Here is a 14,574-nt window from a genome sequence, read left to right as displayed (position 1 = left end):
TGCCTGCCAGTTAGGCCTAAGACTACGACCGGCACCGGCACCCGTCATGCCGTACGGCGGAATTCCTGTCAGCGGTCGGGGCGCCGTCCGCTCCCGGCGGCCGGCCGGATTTGTCGTCGCCAAAAGAGTCCGGCGTCCTGTATATACTTTTTCTCGGTACGGTTTAGCAGAAGGCCGTTGGACGAATTTGGTCCGGCCCTGACACCGTAACCACCGTGAACTTGCTCGCCGTGGTGCCCCAGCTGCCGGATCGACACCTCGAGCGAAACGGCATCAACGAACAGTGGCAAGTGATTCATCTGTGGCTTCGATTAGCCAACACCTGAACCAATTCGTGCTCAATAGCGCGGACATGGAAGAGTTCCTCGGCGAGTTAGCGAAGGTCTCCGCGCGCACCCTCTCCGAGGACGGCGACGAAGTGCTGTGCGGTATCACCCTCCTACGGGAGCGCAAGGCGGCCACCGTGGCCAGCAGCAGCGCCGCCGCCCAGGCCATGGACGAGATCCAGTACGGCTTCAGCGACGGCCCGTGCATCACGGCGTCCCGCGAACAGGTTCCGGTCCACATCGAGGACCTGGAAGCGGACGACCGGTGGCCGCAGTGCACGGCACGGATCCGGGACCACGGCATGCGCTCGATCCTGGCCGTCCCCTTCCTCCTCGATGGCGACACCCGGGCCGCGCTCAACCTGTATTCGCACCGCCCGCACCGCTTCGACGAGCGGGCGCGCGACCTGGCCCACGGCTTCGTCAGCCAGACGTCCATGGCGCTGCGGCTCGCGGTCCGGTTTGCCCACTTCAGCGAGAAGGCCAGCAACCTCAGGGCCACCCTGGAGACCCGCACGGGCATCGACGTCGCCGTCGGCATCATCATGGCGCAGAACCGCTGCAGCCAGGCGGAGGCGTTCGAGCTGCTCAAGACCGCCTCCAGCACCCGCAACGTCAAGCTGCACACCGTGGCGGCTAGCATCGTCGACTCCCTGGGCCAGGGACCAGCGCGGACGCACTTCGACAGCTAGGCCTGCGGGGCGGCCGCCTCCTCGAGGACTGTCTTCAGAGTCTGTTCGTGGGCCAGGATGCGGAAGTGGCCGCCGGTGTCGAGCTGGATGTTCCGCGCCCCGGGCAGGACGCTGCCTTCCGGGATATGCGGGTCGAAGAGCCCGTAGATGGAGGTGATCCGCTCGTTGACCCGCTGCTCGCGGGAGAGCTGGAGGGTCACGGCGCTGCGCGGGGAGAGTGCCCGGAGGCTCGGCAGCAGCATGAACCCGGCGTAGCGCGAGCCCGAGAACGGCGACGCCACGGCCACCATGCGGACCAGCCGTCGCTCGGGGTCCAGGGCCATCATGGCGAACTTGCCGATCAGGCCGCCCTTGCTGTGCGCCACGATCAGGACGTCCGTCAGGTCCCGGTCCCGCAGGTAGCCGGCGATCAGTTCGGCGGCCTTCGGCACGGCCAGCCGGTTCCGCTGCAGCACGGTCACCACGTGCACCGGATGCCCGGCGTCGTGCAGGGTCCGGATCAGCGGCAGCATGAAGCGCCAGTCCTCGAAAATGCCGGGGATGATGAGGACGTGGCGGCCCGTCCCGCTGAGGAATTCATCCGGGCTCACCCGGGAGACGGCGCTGCGCAGTTGCCGGCCGACGGCGTACACGTAGTCCAGCGCCCACCAGCCGGCGACCCGGAGCGGACCGCTCATGCGACGGGCTCCGCGGCGGGGGCGGCTTCGGTCAGGCCGGCGAAGCGGAGGATCGCCTCGGCCACCTCGACGGACTTGTTGTGCTGGACCACGTGTCCGGTGCCCTCGACCTCGAGGAACGCACCCGCGGCGGCCCGCGCCATCAGGCGGTGGCACCAGTCCCTCGGCGCCACCGGATCGTGCTCGCCGCGGAGCACCAGGACCGGGGCGGACACGTCCATGATCCGGTCCTCCAGGCGGTAATCCATCATCACCCTGAGGTTCTTCAGGTACCAGGCGGGCCCGCAGCGCAGGTAGTCGGTGAAGACGACGGCGTTCGAGGACGGGCTCTCAAAGAAGAGGCAATCCCGGCCCAGGGCCAGCGCCTGCCGGGCCACGGTGCGCCTGCGGTCGTTGACCACGGGACCCATCAGGACCACGTGACGGACCCGGGCCGGCTGCTGCACGGCCACCTCCGTGACGAATTGGGTGCCCATCGAGTGTCCGACAATGACGAAGTCCAGCACTCCCAGCCGTTCCAGCGCACCGATGATGTAGGTGGCCTGTTCGGCGGCGTTGAGGGTGTGGTCCGGTTCCGGCGTGGCCCCGAAGCCCGGCAGGTCGATCGAGAAGGTATCCACCGTGGCGGCGAGGTTCCGGTGCAACCGCTCGAGGTAGCGGTGGGAAGCGCCGATTCCATGGATCAGGACGACGGCGGGCGGCCCCGGCGCAGGTTCCGCGGAACCCGTCATTCCAACGTCGCTGTCGGCAGCTCCGGCATCGCGACTGCCCGCATCGGCGGCGTCTCCGGCGTCGTCGGTGTGCGCGATCCTGCGGGAGGCGAACACGTGGCCCACGTGCCCGGCCACCTCAACCTCGATGCGCACGGGCCTGCTCATGGGGTATCTCGTTTCTTTCGGCGTCCCGTAAGCATACTGACTACACCTGAGCGGGTGCTGGGCGCCGCTTCGACGGTTCCCTGCCCATAAGACGCGCGGACGCGTCGATCCGGCGAGTAACCGTCGAATCGGGGTTCGCCGCGGCCGGGCCGGTAGCGGCGCCGGCCCCGGTCAGTGCGGCTAGGCCGGACCGAGGGGCGCCGGGCCGGAGGACGGAGCCGGAGCCGGTTCCTTGAGTTCGACGAAGAGGGCGTGCGTGGCGCTCGCGCCGATATTCTCACCGGAGTGGGACTGGGCGGGCAGCCACCGCGCCTCCCCGGCGGGGAGCTCGACGGCGGTCTCCCGTCCATTGGCGGTCAGGCGGCGACGGAAGCTGCTGAGGGTGACCATCACCGAGTCCGGATGCCGGTGCTCCACGGTCTTGTCGCCCGGGGCATCGACGTATTCCAGGACGCGGACGCGCTCATTTTCGAAGACCACCCGGTACAGCGCAGGGTTGGTCTCCACGGGATCCTGGTTCATGTCCGGACTGTAGCCCCGGACGGCCCCGGGCACCACGGCCTTACTGCCCGACCCTCCCCGCAGTGCCGCGCCGGAACGGCCCTGCCGGTCCGCACTCGGGCCTGTACCGCCGCGGCGGGTCCCTGTAGCGTGGCAGGACGGCCCGGGTCCGCCGGTCCGCGCGAGTCATCGGAACATGCGAGTCATCGGAGGAACACGTGAGCGACAAGCCGGTTGAGCCCGAAGAGATCGTCAGCGACGGAGTGCAGGAGGGCAGCAATCCGGTCCCCCGCGACGAGGAAGGCAACGCCGCCGGCCAGTCCGCCGGAGAGCCTGGGACGGACGGTCAGCAGGAAAGCAACGGGACCCCCGACTCGCGCAAGGTCCCAGGCCCCGCGGAACAGGACGACGCCGAGACGGCGGACGACCGCGGTCTCACCACCGACACCACGCCGGACTAGGTGGCGGGCGGGGCGATGTTGACCAGCCAGTCCACCCCGAACCTGTCCTTGCACATCCCGAACATGTCGCCCCACGGTGCCCGGTCCAGCGGGACCGTGACCGATCCGCCGTCGGACAGCTTGTCCCAGTAGCCGCGCAACTCGGCCTCGTCGGCGCCGCTCAGGGACACGGAGAAGTTGTTGCCCGGCGTGTAGTCCATGCTGCTGGGCGTGTCCGCGCCCATCAGCACCATGCCCGAGTCCGCCGTCAGCATGGCATGCATAATTTTGTCTTGCTCGGCGGGGTCCTCGCTGGCGTGGAAGTCGGCGAAGGTACTCATGGTCAGCTGGCCGCCGAAGACCGACTGATAAAACGTCATGGCGTCCCTGGCGGTGTCGCGAAAGCCAAGGTAGGGGTTCAGCGTGGTCATAGTTCCGGCCTCCCGGGAGCTGGTCAGGTGCTGTTGCTGGTCAGGTGCCTGCGGGCGCCGCACCCCACGGAGGGACCGGTTCCCGCTGGGTGACATCCTGCCGGATCGGGGGCGCCCTGCACAGGGTCAAACGCCGCAGGCCGCGTTCCCACCGTGATGGGGACGCGGCCTGCGGCGCGGGTTGAGCTGTCTGCTAGGCGGTCTGGCCTGCGTGCTCGCCCTCGGCGATCTCTTCGATCAGCTTCGCGTTGAAAGCCTCGAGGTCGTCCGGGGTCCGGCTGGTGACCAGGCCCTGGTCGACCACGACCTCCTCATCGGACCAGTTGGCGCCGGCGTTCTTGAGGTCGGTTTCGAGCGTGTAGTACGAGGTCAGGCTTCGGCCGTTTGCCACACCGGCGTCGATCAGCAGCCACGGGCCGTGGCAGATCGAGGCGACCGGCTTGTGCTGTTCGAAGAAGCTGCGGGCGAAGGCCTGGGCTCCCTTGTCGGCACGGAGGTGGTCGGCGTTGACGACGCCGCCGGGGATGACCAGCGCGTGGAAATCGTCGGCGTTGGCCTGGTCGACGGTGAGGTCCACGGTGAACGTCTCACCCTTGTCGGTACCGTCGTAGCCCTGCAGGGTGCCGCTCTTCGGCGACACCAGGGTGGGCTCGCCGCCGGCTTCCTTGACTGCGTTCCAGGGGCCGGTCAGCTCGACCTGCTCGACGCCGTCCGTCAGCAGGAAAGCGACCTTCTTGCCCGAGATGTTGTGTTCCGACATACGTCCTCCTCTAAGCGATGCGCGTCGCGGGCGGCCTGAGGGCCGCGGTGTTCCGCGCAGAAAGATTGGTGGCTTGCCTTTCCCACTCTAGGAACTTCGAAAATAATAAGCAAGCTGATCATATGATGGGGTTACGCCGCCCGTCAGCGCGGCCGCCGACTCCCTGCCCTCTGGTCAGGGGTCCGGCGGTGGCTACGCTGGCGGGGTCAATCCGGCACCGGAACCGCGGGCTCACCGCAGGAAGCAGGCAATCATGGACGAACGCGACATTCTGCAGCGCATCACCGCCCTGGTGGACGAGGAGCGCGGACTTCGGGAGCAGGCCGAGGCCGCCAGCCCGGAGCACGACCACACTCCGGACCGTCTCCGCCTCCAGCAGCTCGAGGAGGACCTGGACCAGTGCTGGGACCTGCTTCGGCAGCGGCGGGCGAAGCGGCAGTATGGGGAGAACCCGGATGAGGCCGAGGCCCGCCCCGTCAGCCAGGTGGAGGGCTACAAGGGCTGACGCGGCGCGCGACGGCGGCGCACCGGGGCGGGCCAAGGACCAAAGGGCCCCTGATTTTTCTGTGGCACCGGCCTACCATATGGACGGGGGCACCCGGAAGCGCTGTCGCTTAATGGAGGCCACGATGTTCACTTTTGTCCGCACACCTTTGCCGTCGGCGCAGAAGGAGTCGGTGGCCGCCCCGCCGGGCCTCCCCCGCCGCTCCCGGCCCTGGGCAGCGGCCGCCGCCGTCGTCGTCGCGCTCGGAGCGGCGACTCTGGGCGGATCCCCGGCCTCAGCGGCCGCACCCACCCAAAGCTTCATCGTGGTTCTCAAGGACGGCACCGGCGACGCCGGGGCAATCGCGGCCGCGCACCGGAGCAGCTTCGGGGTCACCGCCGCCACCGTCTACCGCAACGCCGTCAGCGGGTACGCCGGCACCATGACCCAGGCCCAGGCGGCCCAGGTGGCCACGGATCCGCGCGTGGACTTCGTCACCGCGGACCGGCGCTTCGGCCGGCCTGACGAACCGAAACCGGCCGGATCCCAGGTGGCACCGGCGTGGTGGCAGCGCATCGGCGGCGACCCGGAGGAAGCCCCGGAGTCTGCCCGGGCCAACCCGGCCCGCGACAAGGGCACCGGCGTGAACGTGGCCGTGATCGACAGCGGCATCGACGGCAACCACCCGGACCTGAACGTCCGCGGCGGCGTCGACTGCACCTCGGGCCAGCCCGTCAAAGTCACCCCGATCGACAAACTGGGTCACGGCACGGCCGTGGCCGGCGTTATCGGCGCCCGCAACAACAACCTCGGCATCATCGGCACGGCGCCCGGCACCCCGCTCTGGTCGGTCCGCGTGGTGACGGACGACGACGTCATCACCGAGGCGAGCCTCATCTGCGCGATCGACTGGGTCACCTCCACCCGCCGCGACGACGACCCGACAAACGACATCTCGGTGGCCAACATCAGCATCGGCGGCCCCGGGTCGGACACGGCCAACTGCGGCAAGGGCACCGACCCGATGCACTACGCCATCTGTCGCTCGATCCGCGCCGGCGTCACCTATGCGGTGGCGGCGGGAAACGAGTCCTCCAACCTGGCCGGCACCGTTCCGGCCAGCTACCACGAGGTCCTCACGGCCACCGCGATCGCCGACTTTGACGGGCAGCCGGGCGGACTCGCCGGCACCGTCTGCGGGACGGTGGACTTCGGTATCTTCGGCCAGAAGGACGACGCGCCGGCCTTCTTCTCCAACTACGCGGTGGCCGCCAAGGAGCGCCGCCATACGGTGGCGGCGCCGGGGGTCTGCGTCCTCTCCACCGCACCCGGGGGCTACGGCATCAACCACGGGACCAGTTTCGCCAGCCCCGCCGTGGCCGGCGCCGTCGCCCTCTGCATCAGCGACGGGGCCTGCCATGGTTCCGGGGCCGAGGTGGGCGAGCAGTTCCTGGACCACATCGAGGCGTACAACCACCGGCACAAGGACTTCGGCTTCACCGGCGACCCGCTCCGGCCCGTTGATTCCAAGTACTACGGCTATCTGACGGAGATCGCCCGCTTCTGAGTTTGTCCAGCCCGTTTCGACGGTTCCAAACGTCTATCCGGCAGGGAACCGTGGAATCGGTGCGCCCGTGAGGCCGGTCAGGCGACGGGCGCCGCGCTGAGCCGCTCCGGCTTGTCCGCGTCCGGAGTTCCGACGTCCGCGGGGTAAATCATCTCCTCCGACGCCCGGGAGCTGCGCTTTGCCAGCGGGTAGAAGACGACGGCGGTCACCACCAGCCCCACCAGCCAGGAGATGTCAGAGCCGCCGAGCACCTCGGTCATCGGGCCGGTGTACAGGGTCTGGGCCAGGAACGGGATCTGCGCGACGATGCCTACCGCGTAGGAGATCAGGGCGGGTGCATTCCAGCGGCCATAGCGCCCGTTTGGATCGTAGAGGGCCGGGATGTCTACCCGCTCCTTCGACACCAGGTAGTAATCCACCAGGTTGATGGAGCTCCACGGGATGAAGACCATCAGGAGCAACAGGACGAAGTTCTTGAAGTTGGCGATGAAGTCCGGGGACGCGAGGACCGCTATCAGCACGGAGAGTCCAATGAAACCGACCACGTAGGCGAACCTGGTGCGGGAGGACGTAACGGCCTGGCGGGTGAATGCGGTGACGGAGGTCAGCATGGTCATGTAACCGCCATAGGCGTTCAGCGTGTTCACGGTGAGTTTGCCGGTGACGATGACCAGGTAGATCACGACGGCGATCAGTCCCCCGCCGCTGAGGTTGCCGAGGAAGGCGACCTGACCGTCGAGGAAACGCTGGCCTTTCGGGAGCGCCATCGACGCGAAGAGTGCCCCCAGCGTCATGGACCACTGCGAGCCCAGCACCGTCCCGGCGAAGGCTGCGAGGAAAGTCTTGCGGGCCGGAGTGGATGCCGGCAGGTACCGCGAGTAGTCGGCGACGTACGGGCCGTAGGTCAGCTGCCAGCCGGCTCCGAGGGAGACTGCCAGCAGGAACGTGGGGAATTCGAAGGAACCGGAGGCGAGCATGGCGCCGACGTCCTGGCTGGTGAACAGGCGCACTCCCAGGTAGGTGAAGCCCACAACGCCGACAACGGTAGAGATGCGCCCCAGCAGGTGGATGTATTTGTAGCCAAGCGTTGCGACGAGGACCGTCAGGGCGCCGAAGATGACCATGCCGACGGCGGGGACTCCCGTGCGGGTGATCTGGTCGATCGCCTGTCCCGCCAGGACCGTGCCCGTGGCCGCGAAGCCCAGGTACATGACGATCACCAGGACAAGCGGAATAACCGCTCCGAACACGCCGAACTGGGCCCGGCTGGAAATCATCTGGGGCAGGCCGAGCTTTGGACCCTGGGCCGCGTGCAGTGCCATCACCGCGCCGCCGAGCAGGTTGCCCAACAGCAAACCCAGAATGGCCCAGAGCGCGTCGGCGCCGAAGAGGACGGCCAAGGCGCCGTCGACAATCGCCGTAATCTGCATGTTCGCCCCGAACCACAGGGTGAACTGCTGCCGGGGCGAGCCGTGCCGCTCGCCGGCCGGAACGAAGTCGATGGAGCGGCGTTCAACGCGCTGCCCGCCGCCTCCCGTTCGAGTGGATGCCTGCATGCTCGTCCTCACTTCAAAGATTTGGGTGGTCGGTCCATCTGAGCACGCGGCGTGACCGGGATCACCGGTGAAAAGGACGTTATGGTCTGGGATTCCGGACGGGCTACTGAAGCAGGTCCCTCGGCGACCCGGGTGAGCCCTCGTTAACATCCCCGAAACATGACCGTTAACGCCCCGACACGAAAGCCCGAATCCTGTAACTTTCCCGCAACGCAGAGCCCGACTGCCTGAAACACTCCGACGCGAGGATTAAACCCGGTTGGGGGCCGGCGGCGAAGTGTCCCGGTACAACGGTTGACGAAGGGACACGCAGGTGCAGCTCACCGCGGGAAGCGTCTGGATCATCATCTCTGCAGCCCTCGCGCTGCTCATGACCCCGGCCCTGGGCCTGTTCTACGGCGGCATGACCCGCGCCAAGGCCTCCTTGAACATGATCATGATGAGCTTCGTCTCGGCGGGCATCGTCGGCGTCGTCTGGGTCCTCTGGGGCTACTCGATGTCCACCGGCCAGGGCGTGCTGGGCATCTTCGGAGACCCGTTCGCCAACGCGGGCCTCTCCCGGCTGATCGGCTCCCCGGACCTGATCAAGGCCGGTTTCAGCGCCACCTTCGCCATCATCACCGTCGCCCTCATCAGCGGGGCCATCGCCGACCGCACCAAATTCTCCGCCTGGGCACTCTTCGTCCCGGTGTGGATCACCGCCGTCTACTGCCCGCTGGCCTATATGGTCTGGGGCGGCGGGCTAATGAGCCCTGGCGGCGCCGTCAGCAAGATCTTCGGCCAGGTCATCGACTTCGCTGGCGGCACCGTCGTCGAAATCGCTTCCGGCACCGCGGCCCTGGTCATGGTCCTGATCGTCGGCAACCGCCACGGTTTCGCGAAGGACCCCTCGCACCGCCCGCACAACATCCCCTTCATCATGCTGGGCGCCGGCATCCTCTGGTTCGGCTGGTTCGGCTTCAACGCCGGCGCCGCCACCACCGTGGAACAGGCCGGCCTGATCTGGGTCAACACCCTTGCCGCCCCGGCCGCCGCCATGCTCAGCTGGCTGGCCGTGGAGAAGGTCCGGCACGGCCACCCCACCTCGCTCGGCGCCGCGTCCGGCGTCGTCGCGGGCCTGGTGGCCATCACGCCCTCGTGCGCCAACGTCAGCCCGCTCGCCGCCGTCGGCCTGGGCCTGCTGGCCGGTGCCGCTTGCTGCGTGTTCGTGGACCTGAAGTTCCGCTTCGGCTTTGATGACTCGCTCGACGTCGTCGGCGTCCACCTCGGCGGCGGCCTGATCGGCACCCTGGCCCTGGGCTTCATCGCCCTGCCCGTTGACGGCCACGGCGGCGGCCTGTTCTACGGCGGCGGGCTGCAGCAGCTGGTGGCCCAGACCGTGGCCGTGCTAATCACCGTGCTCCTCTCGGCCCTGGCGACGGCGGTCATCGGCCTGGCCATCCACAAGACCATCGGCTTCCGGGTGAGCCACGAGGCCGAGGTGGCTGGCGTCGACCGCTCCGAGCACGCCGAGACCGCCTACGAGTTCGACGGCCTGGCGCACAGCCGCTTCAACCCCTTCGGCCACCATGGCCTCCCTCACACGGTGCACGCGGCGGCGGGCCACGGGCGGACCGGGGAACCGGCGGAAGAACACGGTCGCGTCAAGGAGTCCGTCACGGCGGGCAACGCCGCCTGAGAACCGGTCCGCGCCGCGGGGAGCGCCTGACAGAATGAGCCTATGGACATAGCCCTCGGTTTGCTGGTGCTCGTTGCGGTCGTCTGCGCCGGAAGCGCCCTGGGCCGGAAGCTGGACATCTCGGTCCCGCTGCTGCTGGTCCTGGCCGGCGTCGCGGGGTCCTTCATTCCCTTCGTCCCGGACATCGAACTGAACCCCGAAATGGTCCTGGTGGGCCTGCTGCCGCCGCTGCTCTACGCGGCGGCACTGCGCACCTCGCTGTTCGACTTCGGCTCCAACCGCCGCGCCATCGGCCTGCTCTCGGTGGGCTACGTGATCTTCGGAACCATCGCCGTCGGCCTGGTGGTGTGGTGGCTGTTCCCGGAAATCCCGCTCGCGGCCGCGATCGCCCTCGGCGCCGTCGTCGCGCCGCCGGACGCCGTGGCCGCCACCGCGATCGCCCGCAAGGTGGGCATGCCGCGCCGGATCGTGACCATCCTCGAGGGCGAGTCACTGGTCAACGACGCCACCGCCCTGGTCTGCCTGCGCAGCGCCATCGCCGCCATCGCGGGGACCGTCTCGGCGGCCGGCGTCGCGGGGGATTCGTGCTCGCCGCGGGCGGCGGCCTGGTGGTGGGCCTGGCCGCGGCCTACGTCCTGACCATGCTGCGCAAGCGGATCCGCAACGTCGCGATCAACACCTCGACGTCGTTGATGGCCCCGTTCGTTGCCTACCTCCCGGCCGAGGCCATCCACGCCTCCGGGGTCCTCGCCGTCGTCGTCACCGGCCTGGTGATGGGGATGAAGGCGCCGTCCATGCCCAACGGCGCGGCCCGGCTCAGCCAGCGCAGCAACTGGAACACCGTGCAGTTCCTGCTGGAGAACTCCGTGTTCCTGCTGATCGGCCTGCAGGTCCGGACCATCATCGAGGGCGTCCAGGACGATTCGCTCGGCGCGGGCCGGATCTGGGCCGGCTGCGCGGTGATCCTGCTGGCGGTGCTGGTGCTGCGGCCGGTCTGGGTCTTCCCCGCAACCTACCTGCCGCGGCTGATTCCCAGTATCAAGCGCAAGGACCCGGCCCCGCCCTGGCAATTCGCCGCGATCGTGTCCTGGGCGGGCATGCGCGGTGTGGTCACACTCGCCGCGGTGCTGGTGCTGCCGGCAGACCTGGAACACCGCTCCGTGCTGATCCTTGCGGCCATGGTGGTGGTGGGCGGCACCCTCACCCTGCAGGGCTTCACGCTGCCCCCGCTGGTCCGGTGGCTGCGGGTGCAGGGGCCGGACCGGCGCGAGGACGCGCTCAACCAGGCGTCCCTGATGCAGTTGGCGACGGCGGCGGGCGTGGAACGCTTGCAGGAACTGCGCACCGACAACGACCCGCCCGAAGTGATGGCGATGCTGAAGCGGCGCACCCAGGAGCGCGGGCTGGCGGCGTGGGAGCGCCTGGGCCGGCCCACCTCCGAAGCCGCGACCCCCAGCCAGCGGTACGCGGAGCTGCGCCTGGCGATGCTGGAGGCGGAACGGTCCAAGGTGCTGGAGCTCCGGCGCGGCGGCGAGTACGCCCACGAGGTGCTCAGCGAGGTCCTGGATCGGTTGGACGTCGAGGAATCCATGCTGGATATCTCCCTCGACGAGCTGGACACGGCCGGCGACGGCGGCGGCGAGGGCCTTGCGCAGCCCGGCGGCGCCTGCGGGCACTTGGAGTCCGCCCCGGACCGCGAAGTCCCCGAGGACCCCTTCTGCGCCGAATGCCGGCGGGAGGGCACGACGCCGGTCCACCTCAGGATGTGCCTGGCGTGCGGAAACGTCGCCTGCTGCGACTCCTCCCCGGCACCCACGCCACGAAGCACTACCGCTCTACCGGCCATCCCGTGATGCGCAGCGCCGAACCCGGCGAGGAGTGGCGCTGGTGCTACGAGGACGACCTGCTGGGCTAGGCACCGCTTCGCTTGCGCCAGCGGGGCCGGAGCCACATCCCTGTATCAATGAGCCCGTGTCAGCGCGCCGGAGTCACCGCGCCGGTGTAGCTCGTTCTGGAGCGGGGTCCTCGCCCGCCGTCACGGGTGAGAGGCGGAGCCTGGTGGAGAGCGCGGCGATGGCTGCGAAGACGAAGGCGCCGATGGCGATGGCCAGGGACATCACGGCCACCATGCCGTACCCGCCGTTCCGGGGATCGAGGAAGGGGTAGGGGTACCAGCCGACAATGGGGCCGCGGATCAGGCTGTAGACGAGGTACAGCAGTGGAAAGGCCAGCCACACCATGGAGGTCCGCAGCGGAATCCTGGTGGTCGGCAGGTCCACAAGCCAATCGATCACCATGATCGTGGGGATCGTGTAGTGCAACACCACATTGATCCAGGGAATCGGGGTGTTGACGTCGATGTCGCTCAGGAGCAAGTTGTACACAATGCCCGTGATGGTCATGTAGATGGTCGCGGCGCCCCGCAAGAGGTCCAGCCACCGGGGGCTGAGGCCCTTCCACGAGCAGTAAGCGGCAATCCCTAGGGTCACGAAGGCGATGACGTTCGATTCAATCGTGAAATAGCTGAAGAAGTTGCTCGCCTTGGCCCCTGGAACATTCAGCAGGAGGTGGGACAGCTGAAGGACGACGGCGGCGAGGCCGAGGGCTGCAAACCAGGCCCTGAAGAGGGCAAGACCACGGTTGGGCGTTGTCATGGACGATCTCCCTCGCTGTGTACCGGCGGCATCGGATCGGGCGGCACCGTCGTGCCGCCCGCCCTCACCGTCACCCTACCGGCAGGAACACCCGGCGCAGGGCCGGCGGGGATCACGATCCGGACACACGGTTCCGGCCGTCCGCGGATGCCTGCCGGCGGTGGCCGGGCGTACCCTCGGAGCTGTGGACATCGTTGAATTCCTGTCCCAACGGATCGGCGAGGACGAGGCCGCGGCCAGGTCACTGCTGACCGATAGGACCCTCTCCAAGTCCGGCGAATGGTACGAACAGCGGCTGCTGCTCGAGTGCGAGGCCAAACGGCGGCTGATCCAAGTGGTGGAGGCTGCCCGGCAATCCGCCCTGACGGCCATGGTCACCGAATCCGTTGACGACGGTTCCGGGGACGGCGGCTGGGCGCCCCGGTCACTGGACTGGATGGAACGGTCGCTGCGGGCGGTGGCGCTGCCCTACGTCGACCACCCGGACTTCAACGAGGACTGGCTGCGGCTCTGACGTGCCGGCCATGAGGCGTTTGGGTCCGTCCGCCGACCGGAAAAGCTCCGCGCAGAGCGAACGGCCCGCACGGCACGAAATATCCCGGGACCCGGCGTCGTTGCCCCCACTATGACAACTATTGGAATCATCGGTGCAGGTCACATTGGCAGCCAGGTCGCCCGCAAGGCGGTCGAACTCGGCTACGACGTCGTCATCAGCAACTCCCGCGGACCCGAGACGCTGGGCGACCTCGTCGCGGAACTGGGGCCGAAGGCCCGCGCGGCCACGGCCGCCGAAGCCGCCGCGGCGGGCGACTTCGCCGTCGTCACCGTCCCGCTGAAGAACATCGGCGACATCCCGGCCGAACCGCTGGCCGGGAAGATCGTGGTGGACACCAACAACTACTACTGGGAGCGCGACGGCCGCATGGCCGCGCTGGACAACGGCGAGGCCACCACCTCCGGCATGCTGCAGGACCTCCTGCCGCAGTCCAAGGTGGCCAAGGGCTTCAACCACATCATGTACACCCAGATCACCACCGACGGCACCCCGGCCGGCACCGACAACCGCCGGGCGCTGGCCACCGCCAGTGACTACCCGGAGGCCGCGGAACTGGTCACCCGGCTGTACGACGAGTTCGGTTTCGACACCGTCAACATCGGCCCGCTCTCCGAGAGCTGGCGCGTGGAACGCGACCGCCCCGCCTACGGCAGCCGCCAGAACGCCGAGGAACTGCGCGAGAACCTGGCCAAGGCGCCCCGCACCCTCTAGCGGTGTCCCCCGGACCGCCGGCGCCACCACGGGCGCCGGCGGTCCGGCTCCGTTGCCGGGACCTCCGGCTCCGCCGCAGCACGACGCTCCCGCCACCTGGCCACCTCGACGTCGGCGTCCCGCGTTTTCGTAATCACCGGCGGACCGCCCTGCAACTGGCGCCGCGCCTCGATAACGCGGGCATTGAAGTCGGCGATGATCTCCCGCACCTGGGATTCCGCCACCTGCTGGTCCAGCCGGCCATCCAGGGCGGCATCCTCGGTCCTCAAGAGGATTGCGGCCGGACCCAGTCCGCTGAGGTCCTCACGTTGCAGCAGCCCCTTGACCCACCAGTCCGGGTCGTACACCTCGCCCAGGCCCGGAATCGGCTTTCCGGCGTACTTCAGGTTGTCGAATTTCCCCTGCGCCATGGCGTCCCGGACCAGGTACTCGGCCCGCGCCGCGTCGTCCACTGCGGCGCGCTTCCGCCGCAGCTCCTCCTCCACGGCGTCCAGCTCGGCCTGTTCCTCGACCGAACTGCCGCTGATCCGAAGGGATCGCAGCTCGGCGGCCCGTTCCACCCGGCGCCGGAATGCCGAATTCTCCCCCTCGACCATGCCTGCACCCCTTCCCGGGTCCGATGCTTTCTCCCAGTATGACCAGCGGGACGACGACGGCGGAACC

Annotated in this window: 15 protein-coding genes and 1 pseudogene; 8 read left to right on the top strand and 8 right to left on the bottom strand. The window is 68.6% G+C overall.

Annotation, left to right across the window (positions count from 1 at the left end; genetic code table 11):
• Positions 1–283: 283 nt before the first annotated feature.
• Entirely contained in the window at positions 284–1,018 is a 735-nt protein-coding gene (locus tag ACRQ5B_RS08175) for a GAF and ANTAR domain-containing protein (RefSeq protein ID WP_432393217.1), read from the top strand.
• Here the strand turns inward: ACRQ5B_RS08175 and ACRQ5B_RS08170 are convergent.
• The 3 genes from ACRQ5B_RS08170 to ACRQ5B_RS08160 all read right to left on the bottom strand — a co-directional run bounded on the left by ACRQ5B_RS08170 (position 1,015) and on the right by ACRQ5B_RS08160 (position 3,095).
• Positions 1,015–1,695: an esterase/lipase family protein gene (locus ACRQ5B_RS08170; protein WP_432393216.1), complete on the bottom strand. Its 681-nt coding sequence runs from the start codon at positions 1,693–1,695 to the stop codon at positions 1,015–1,017. The two genes, ACRQ5B_RS08175 and ACRQ5B_RS08170, sit on opposite strands and share 4 nt — an antisense overlap.
• Entirely contained in the window at positions 1,692–2,573 is an 882-nt protein-coding gene (locus ACRQ5B_RS08165) for an alpha/beta fold hydrolase (RefSeq protein WP_432393215.1), read from the bottom strand. The genes ACRQ5B_RS08170 and ACRQ5B_RS08165 overlap by 4 nt, the downstream gene beginning before the upstream one ends.
• Before the next feature lie 180 nt (positions 2,574–2,753).
• Entirely contained in the window at positions 2,754–3,095 is a 342-nt protein-coding gene (locus ACRQ5B_RS08160; protein ID WP_432393214.1) for a cupin domain-containing protein, read from the bottom strand.
• Between the two features lie 197 nt (positions 3,096–3,292).
• On the opposite strand from ACRQ5B_RS08160, the gene ACRQ5B_RS08155 reads away from it, so the two are divergent.
• A complete protein-coding gene (locus tag ACRQ5B_RS08155) occupies positions 3,293–3,535 on the top strand; it encodes a hypothetical protein (protein ID WP_432398648.1) in 243 nt (80 codons plus the stop codon).
• On the opposite strand, the gene ACRQ5B_RS08150 is transcribed toward ACRQ5B_RS08155, so the two are convergent.
• A complete protein-coding gene (locus ACRQ5B_RS08150; protein WP_432398646.1) occupies positions 3,532–3,945 on the bottom strand; it encodes a VOC family protein in 414 nt (137 codons plus the stop codon). The two genes, ACRQ5B_RS08155 and ACRQ5B_RS08150, sit on opposite strands and share 4 nt — an antisense overlap.
• 193 nt (positions 3,946–4,138) lie before the next feature.
• Complete coding sequence (locus ACRQ5B_RS08145; RefSeq protein WP_290256213.1) at positions 4,139–4,705, bottom strand: type 1 glutamine amidotransferase domain-containing protein; 567 nt, start codon at positions 4,703–4,705, stop codon at positions 4,139–4,141.
• Positions 4,706–4,958: 253 nt separating this feature from the next.
• Here ACRQ5B_RS08145 and ACRQ5B_RS08140 point away from each other — a divergent pair, with 253 nt between their 5' ends.
• Together ACRQ5B_RS08140 and ACRQ5B_RS08135 are read left to right on the top strand one after the other, a co-directional pair.
• Positions 4,959–5,210, top strand: a complete 252-nt coding sequence (locus ACRQ5B_RS08140; protein ID WP_432398644.1) for a DUF2630 family protein — start codon at positions 4,959–4,961, stop codon at positions 5,208–5,210.
• A 124-nt stretch (positions 5,211–5,334) separates the two neighbouring features.
• Entirely contained in the window at positions 5,335–6,756 is a 1,422-nt protein-coding gene (locus ACRQ5B_RS08135) for a S8 family peptidase (protein WP_432398642.1), read from the top strand.
• 77 nt (positions 6,757–6,833) lie between these two features.
• Here ACRQ5B_RS08135 and ACRQ5B_RS08130 read toward each other — a convergent pair whose 3' ends face one another.
• Positions 6,834–8,312 (bottom strand): purine-cytosine permease family protein, encoded by a 1,479-nt coding sequence (locus tag ACRQ5B_RS08130; RefSeq protein WP_432398640.1) that lies wholly within the window; start codon positions 8,310–8,312, stop codon positions 6,834–6,836.
• Positions 8,313–8,625: 313 nt separating this feature from the next.
• On the opposite strand from ACRQ5B_RS08130, the gene ACRQ5B_RS08125 reads away from it, so the two are divergent.
• Both ACRQ5B_RS08125 and ACRQ5B_RS08120 read left to right on the top strand, forming a co-directional pair.
• Positions 8,626–9,990 carry an ammonium transporter gene (locus tag ACRQ5B_RS08125; RefSeq protein ID WP_412884027.1) on the top strand — a complete coding sequence of 455 codons (1,365 nt, stop codon included), beginning with the start codon at positions 8,626–8,628 and terminating at the stop codon, positions 9,988–9,990.
• A 42-nt stretch (positions 9,991–10,032) separates the two neighbouring features.
• Positions 10,033–11,905: pseudogene (locus tag ACRQ5B_RS08120) on the top strand (Na+/H+ antiporter).
• A gap of 73 nt (positions 11,906–11,978) precedes the next feature.
• Here ACRQ5B_RS08120 and ACRQ5B_RS08115 read toward each other — a convergent pair.
• A complete protein-coding gene (locus ACRQ5B_RS08115; RefSeq protein WP_432398638.1) occupies positions 11,979–12,644 on the bottom strand; it encodes a Pr6Pr family membrane protein in 666 nt (221 codons plus the stop codon).
• A gap of 184 nt (positions 12,645–12,828) precedes the next feature.
• Here ACRQ5B_RS08115 and ACRQ5B_RS08110 point away from each other — a divergent pair, with 184 nt between their 5' ends.
• Together ACRQ5B_RS08110 and ACRQ5B_RS08105 are read left to right on the top strand one after the other, a co-directional pair.
• Positions 12,829–13,158 carry a DUF6221 family protein gene (locus ACRQ5B_RS08110; RefSeq protein WP_412884031.1) on the top strand — a complete coding sequence of 110 codons (330 nt, stop codon included), beginning with the start codon at positions 12,829–12,831 and terminating at the stop codon, positions 13,156–13,158.
• A gap of 111 nt (positions 13,159–13,269) precedes the next feature.
• A complete protein-coding gene (locus ACRQ5B_RS08105) occupies positions 13,270–13,911 on the top strand; it encodes an NADPH-dependent F420 reductase (protein WP_432398636.1) in 642 nt (213 codons plus the stop codon).
• Here ACRQ5B_RS08105 and ACRQ5B_RS08100 read toward each other — a convergent pair.
• Positions 13,908–14,507: a DUF1992 domain-containing protein gene (locus tag ACRQ5B_RS08100; protein WP_432398634.1), complete on the bottom strand. Its 600-nt coding sequence runs from the start codon at positions 14,505–14,507 to the stop codon at positions 13,908–13,910. The genes ACRQ5B_RS08105 and ACRQ5B_RS08100 overlap by 4 nt on opposite strands.
• Positions 14,508–14,574: the final 67 nt, after the last annotated feature.

The organism is Pseudarthrobacter sp. L19, assembly GCF_050859435.1.
Classification (GTDB): domain Bacteria; phylum Actinomycetota; class Actinomycetes; order Actinomycetales; family Micrococcaceae; genus Arthrobacter.
The sequence above is the reverse complement of the archived record's forward strand: the minus strand, read 5'-3'. Positions and strand labels throughout refer to the sequence as shown.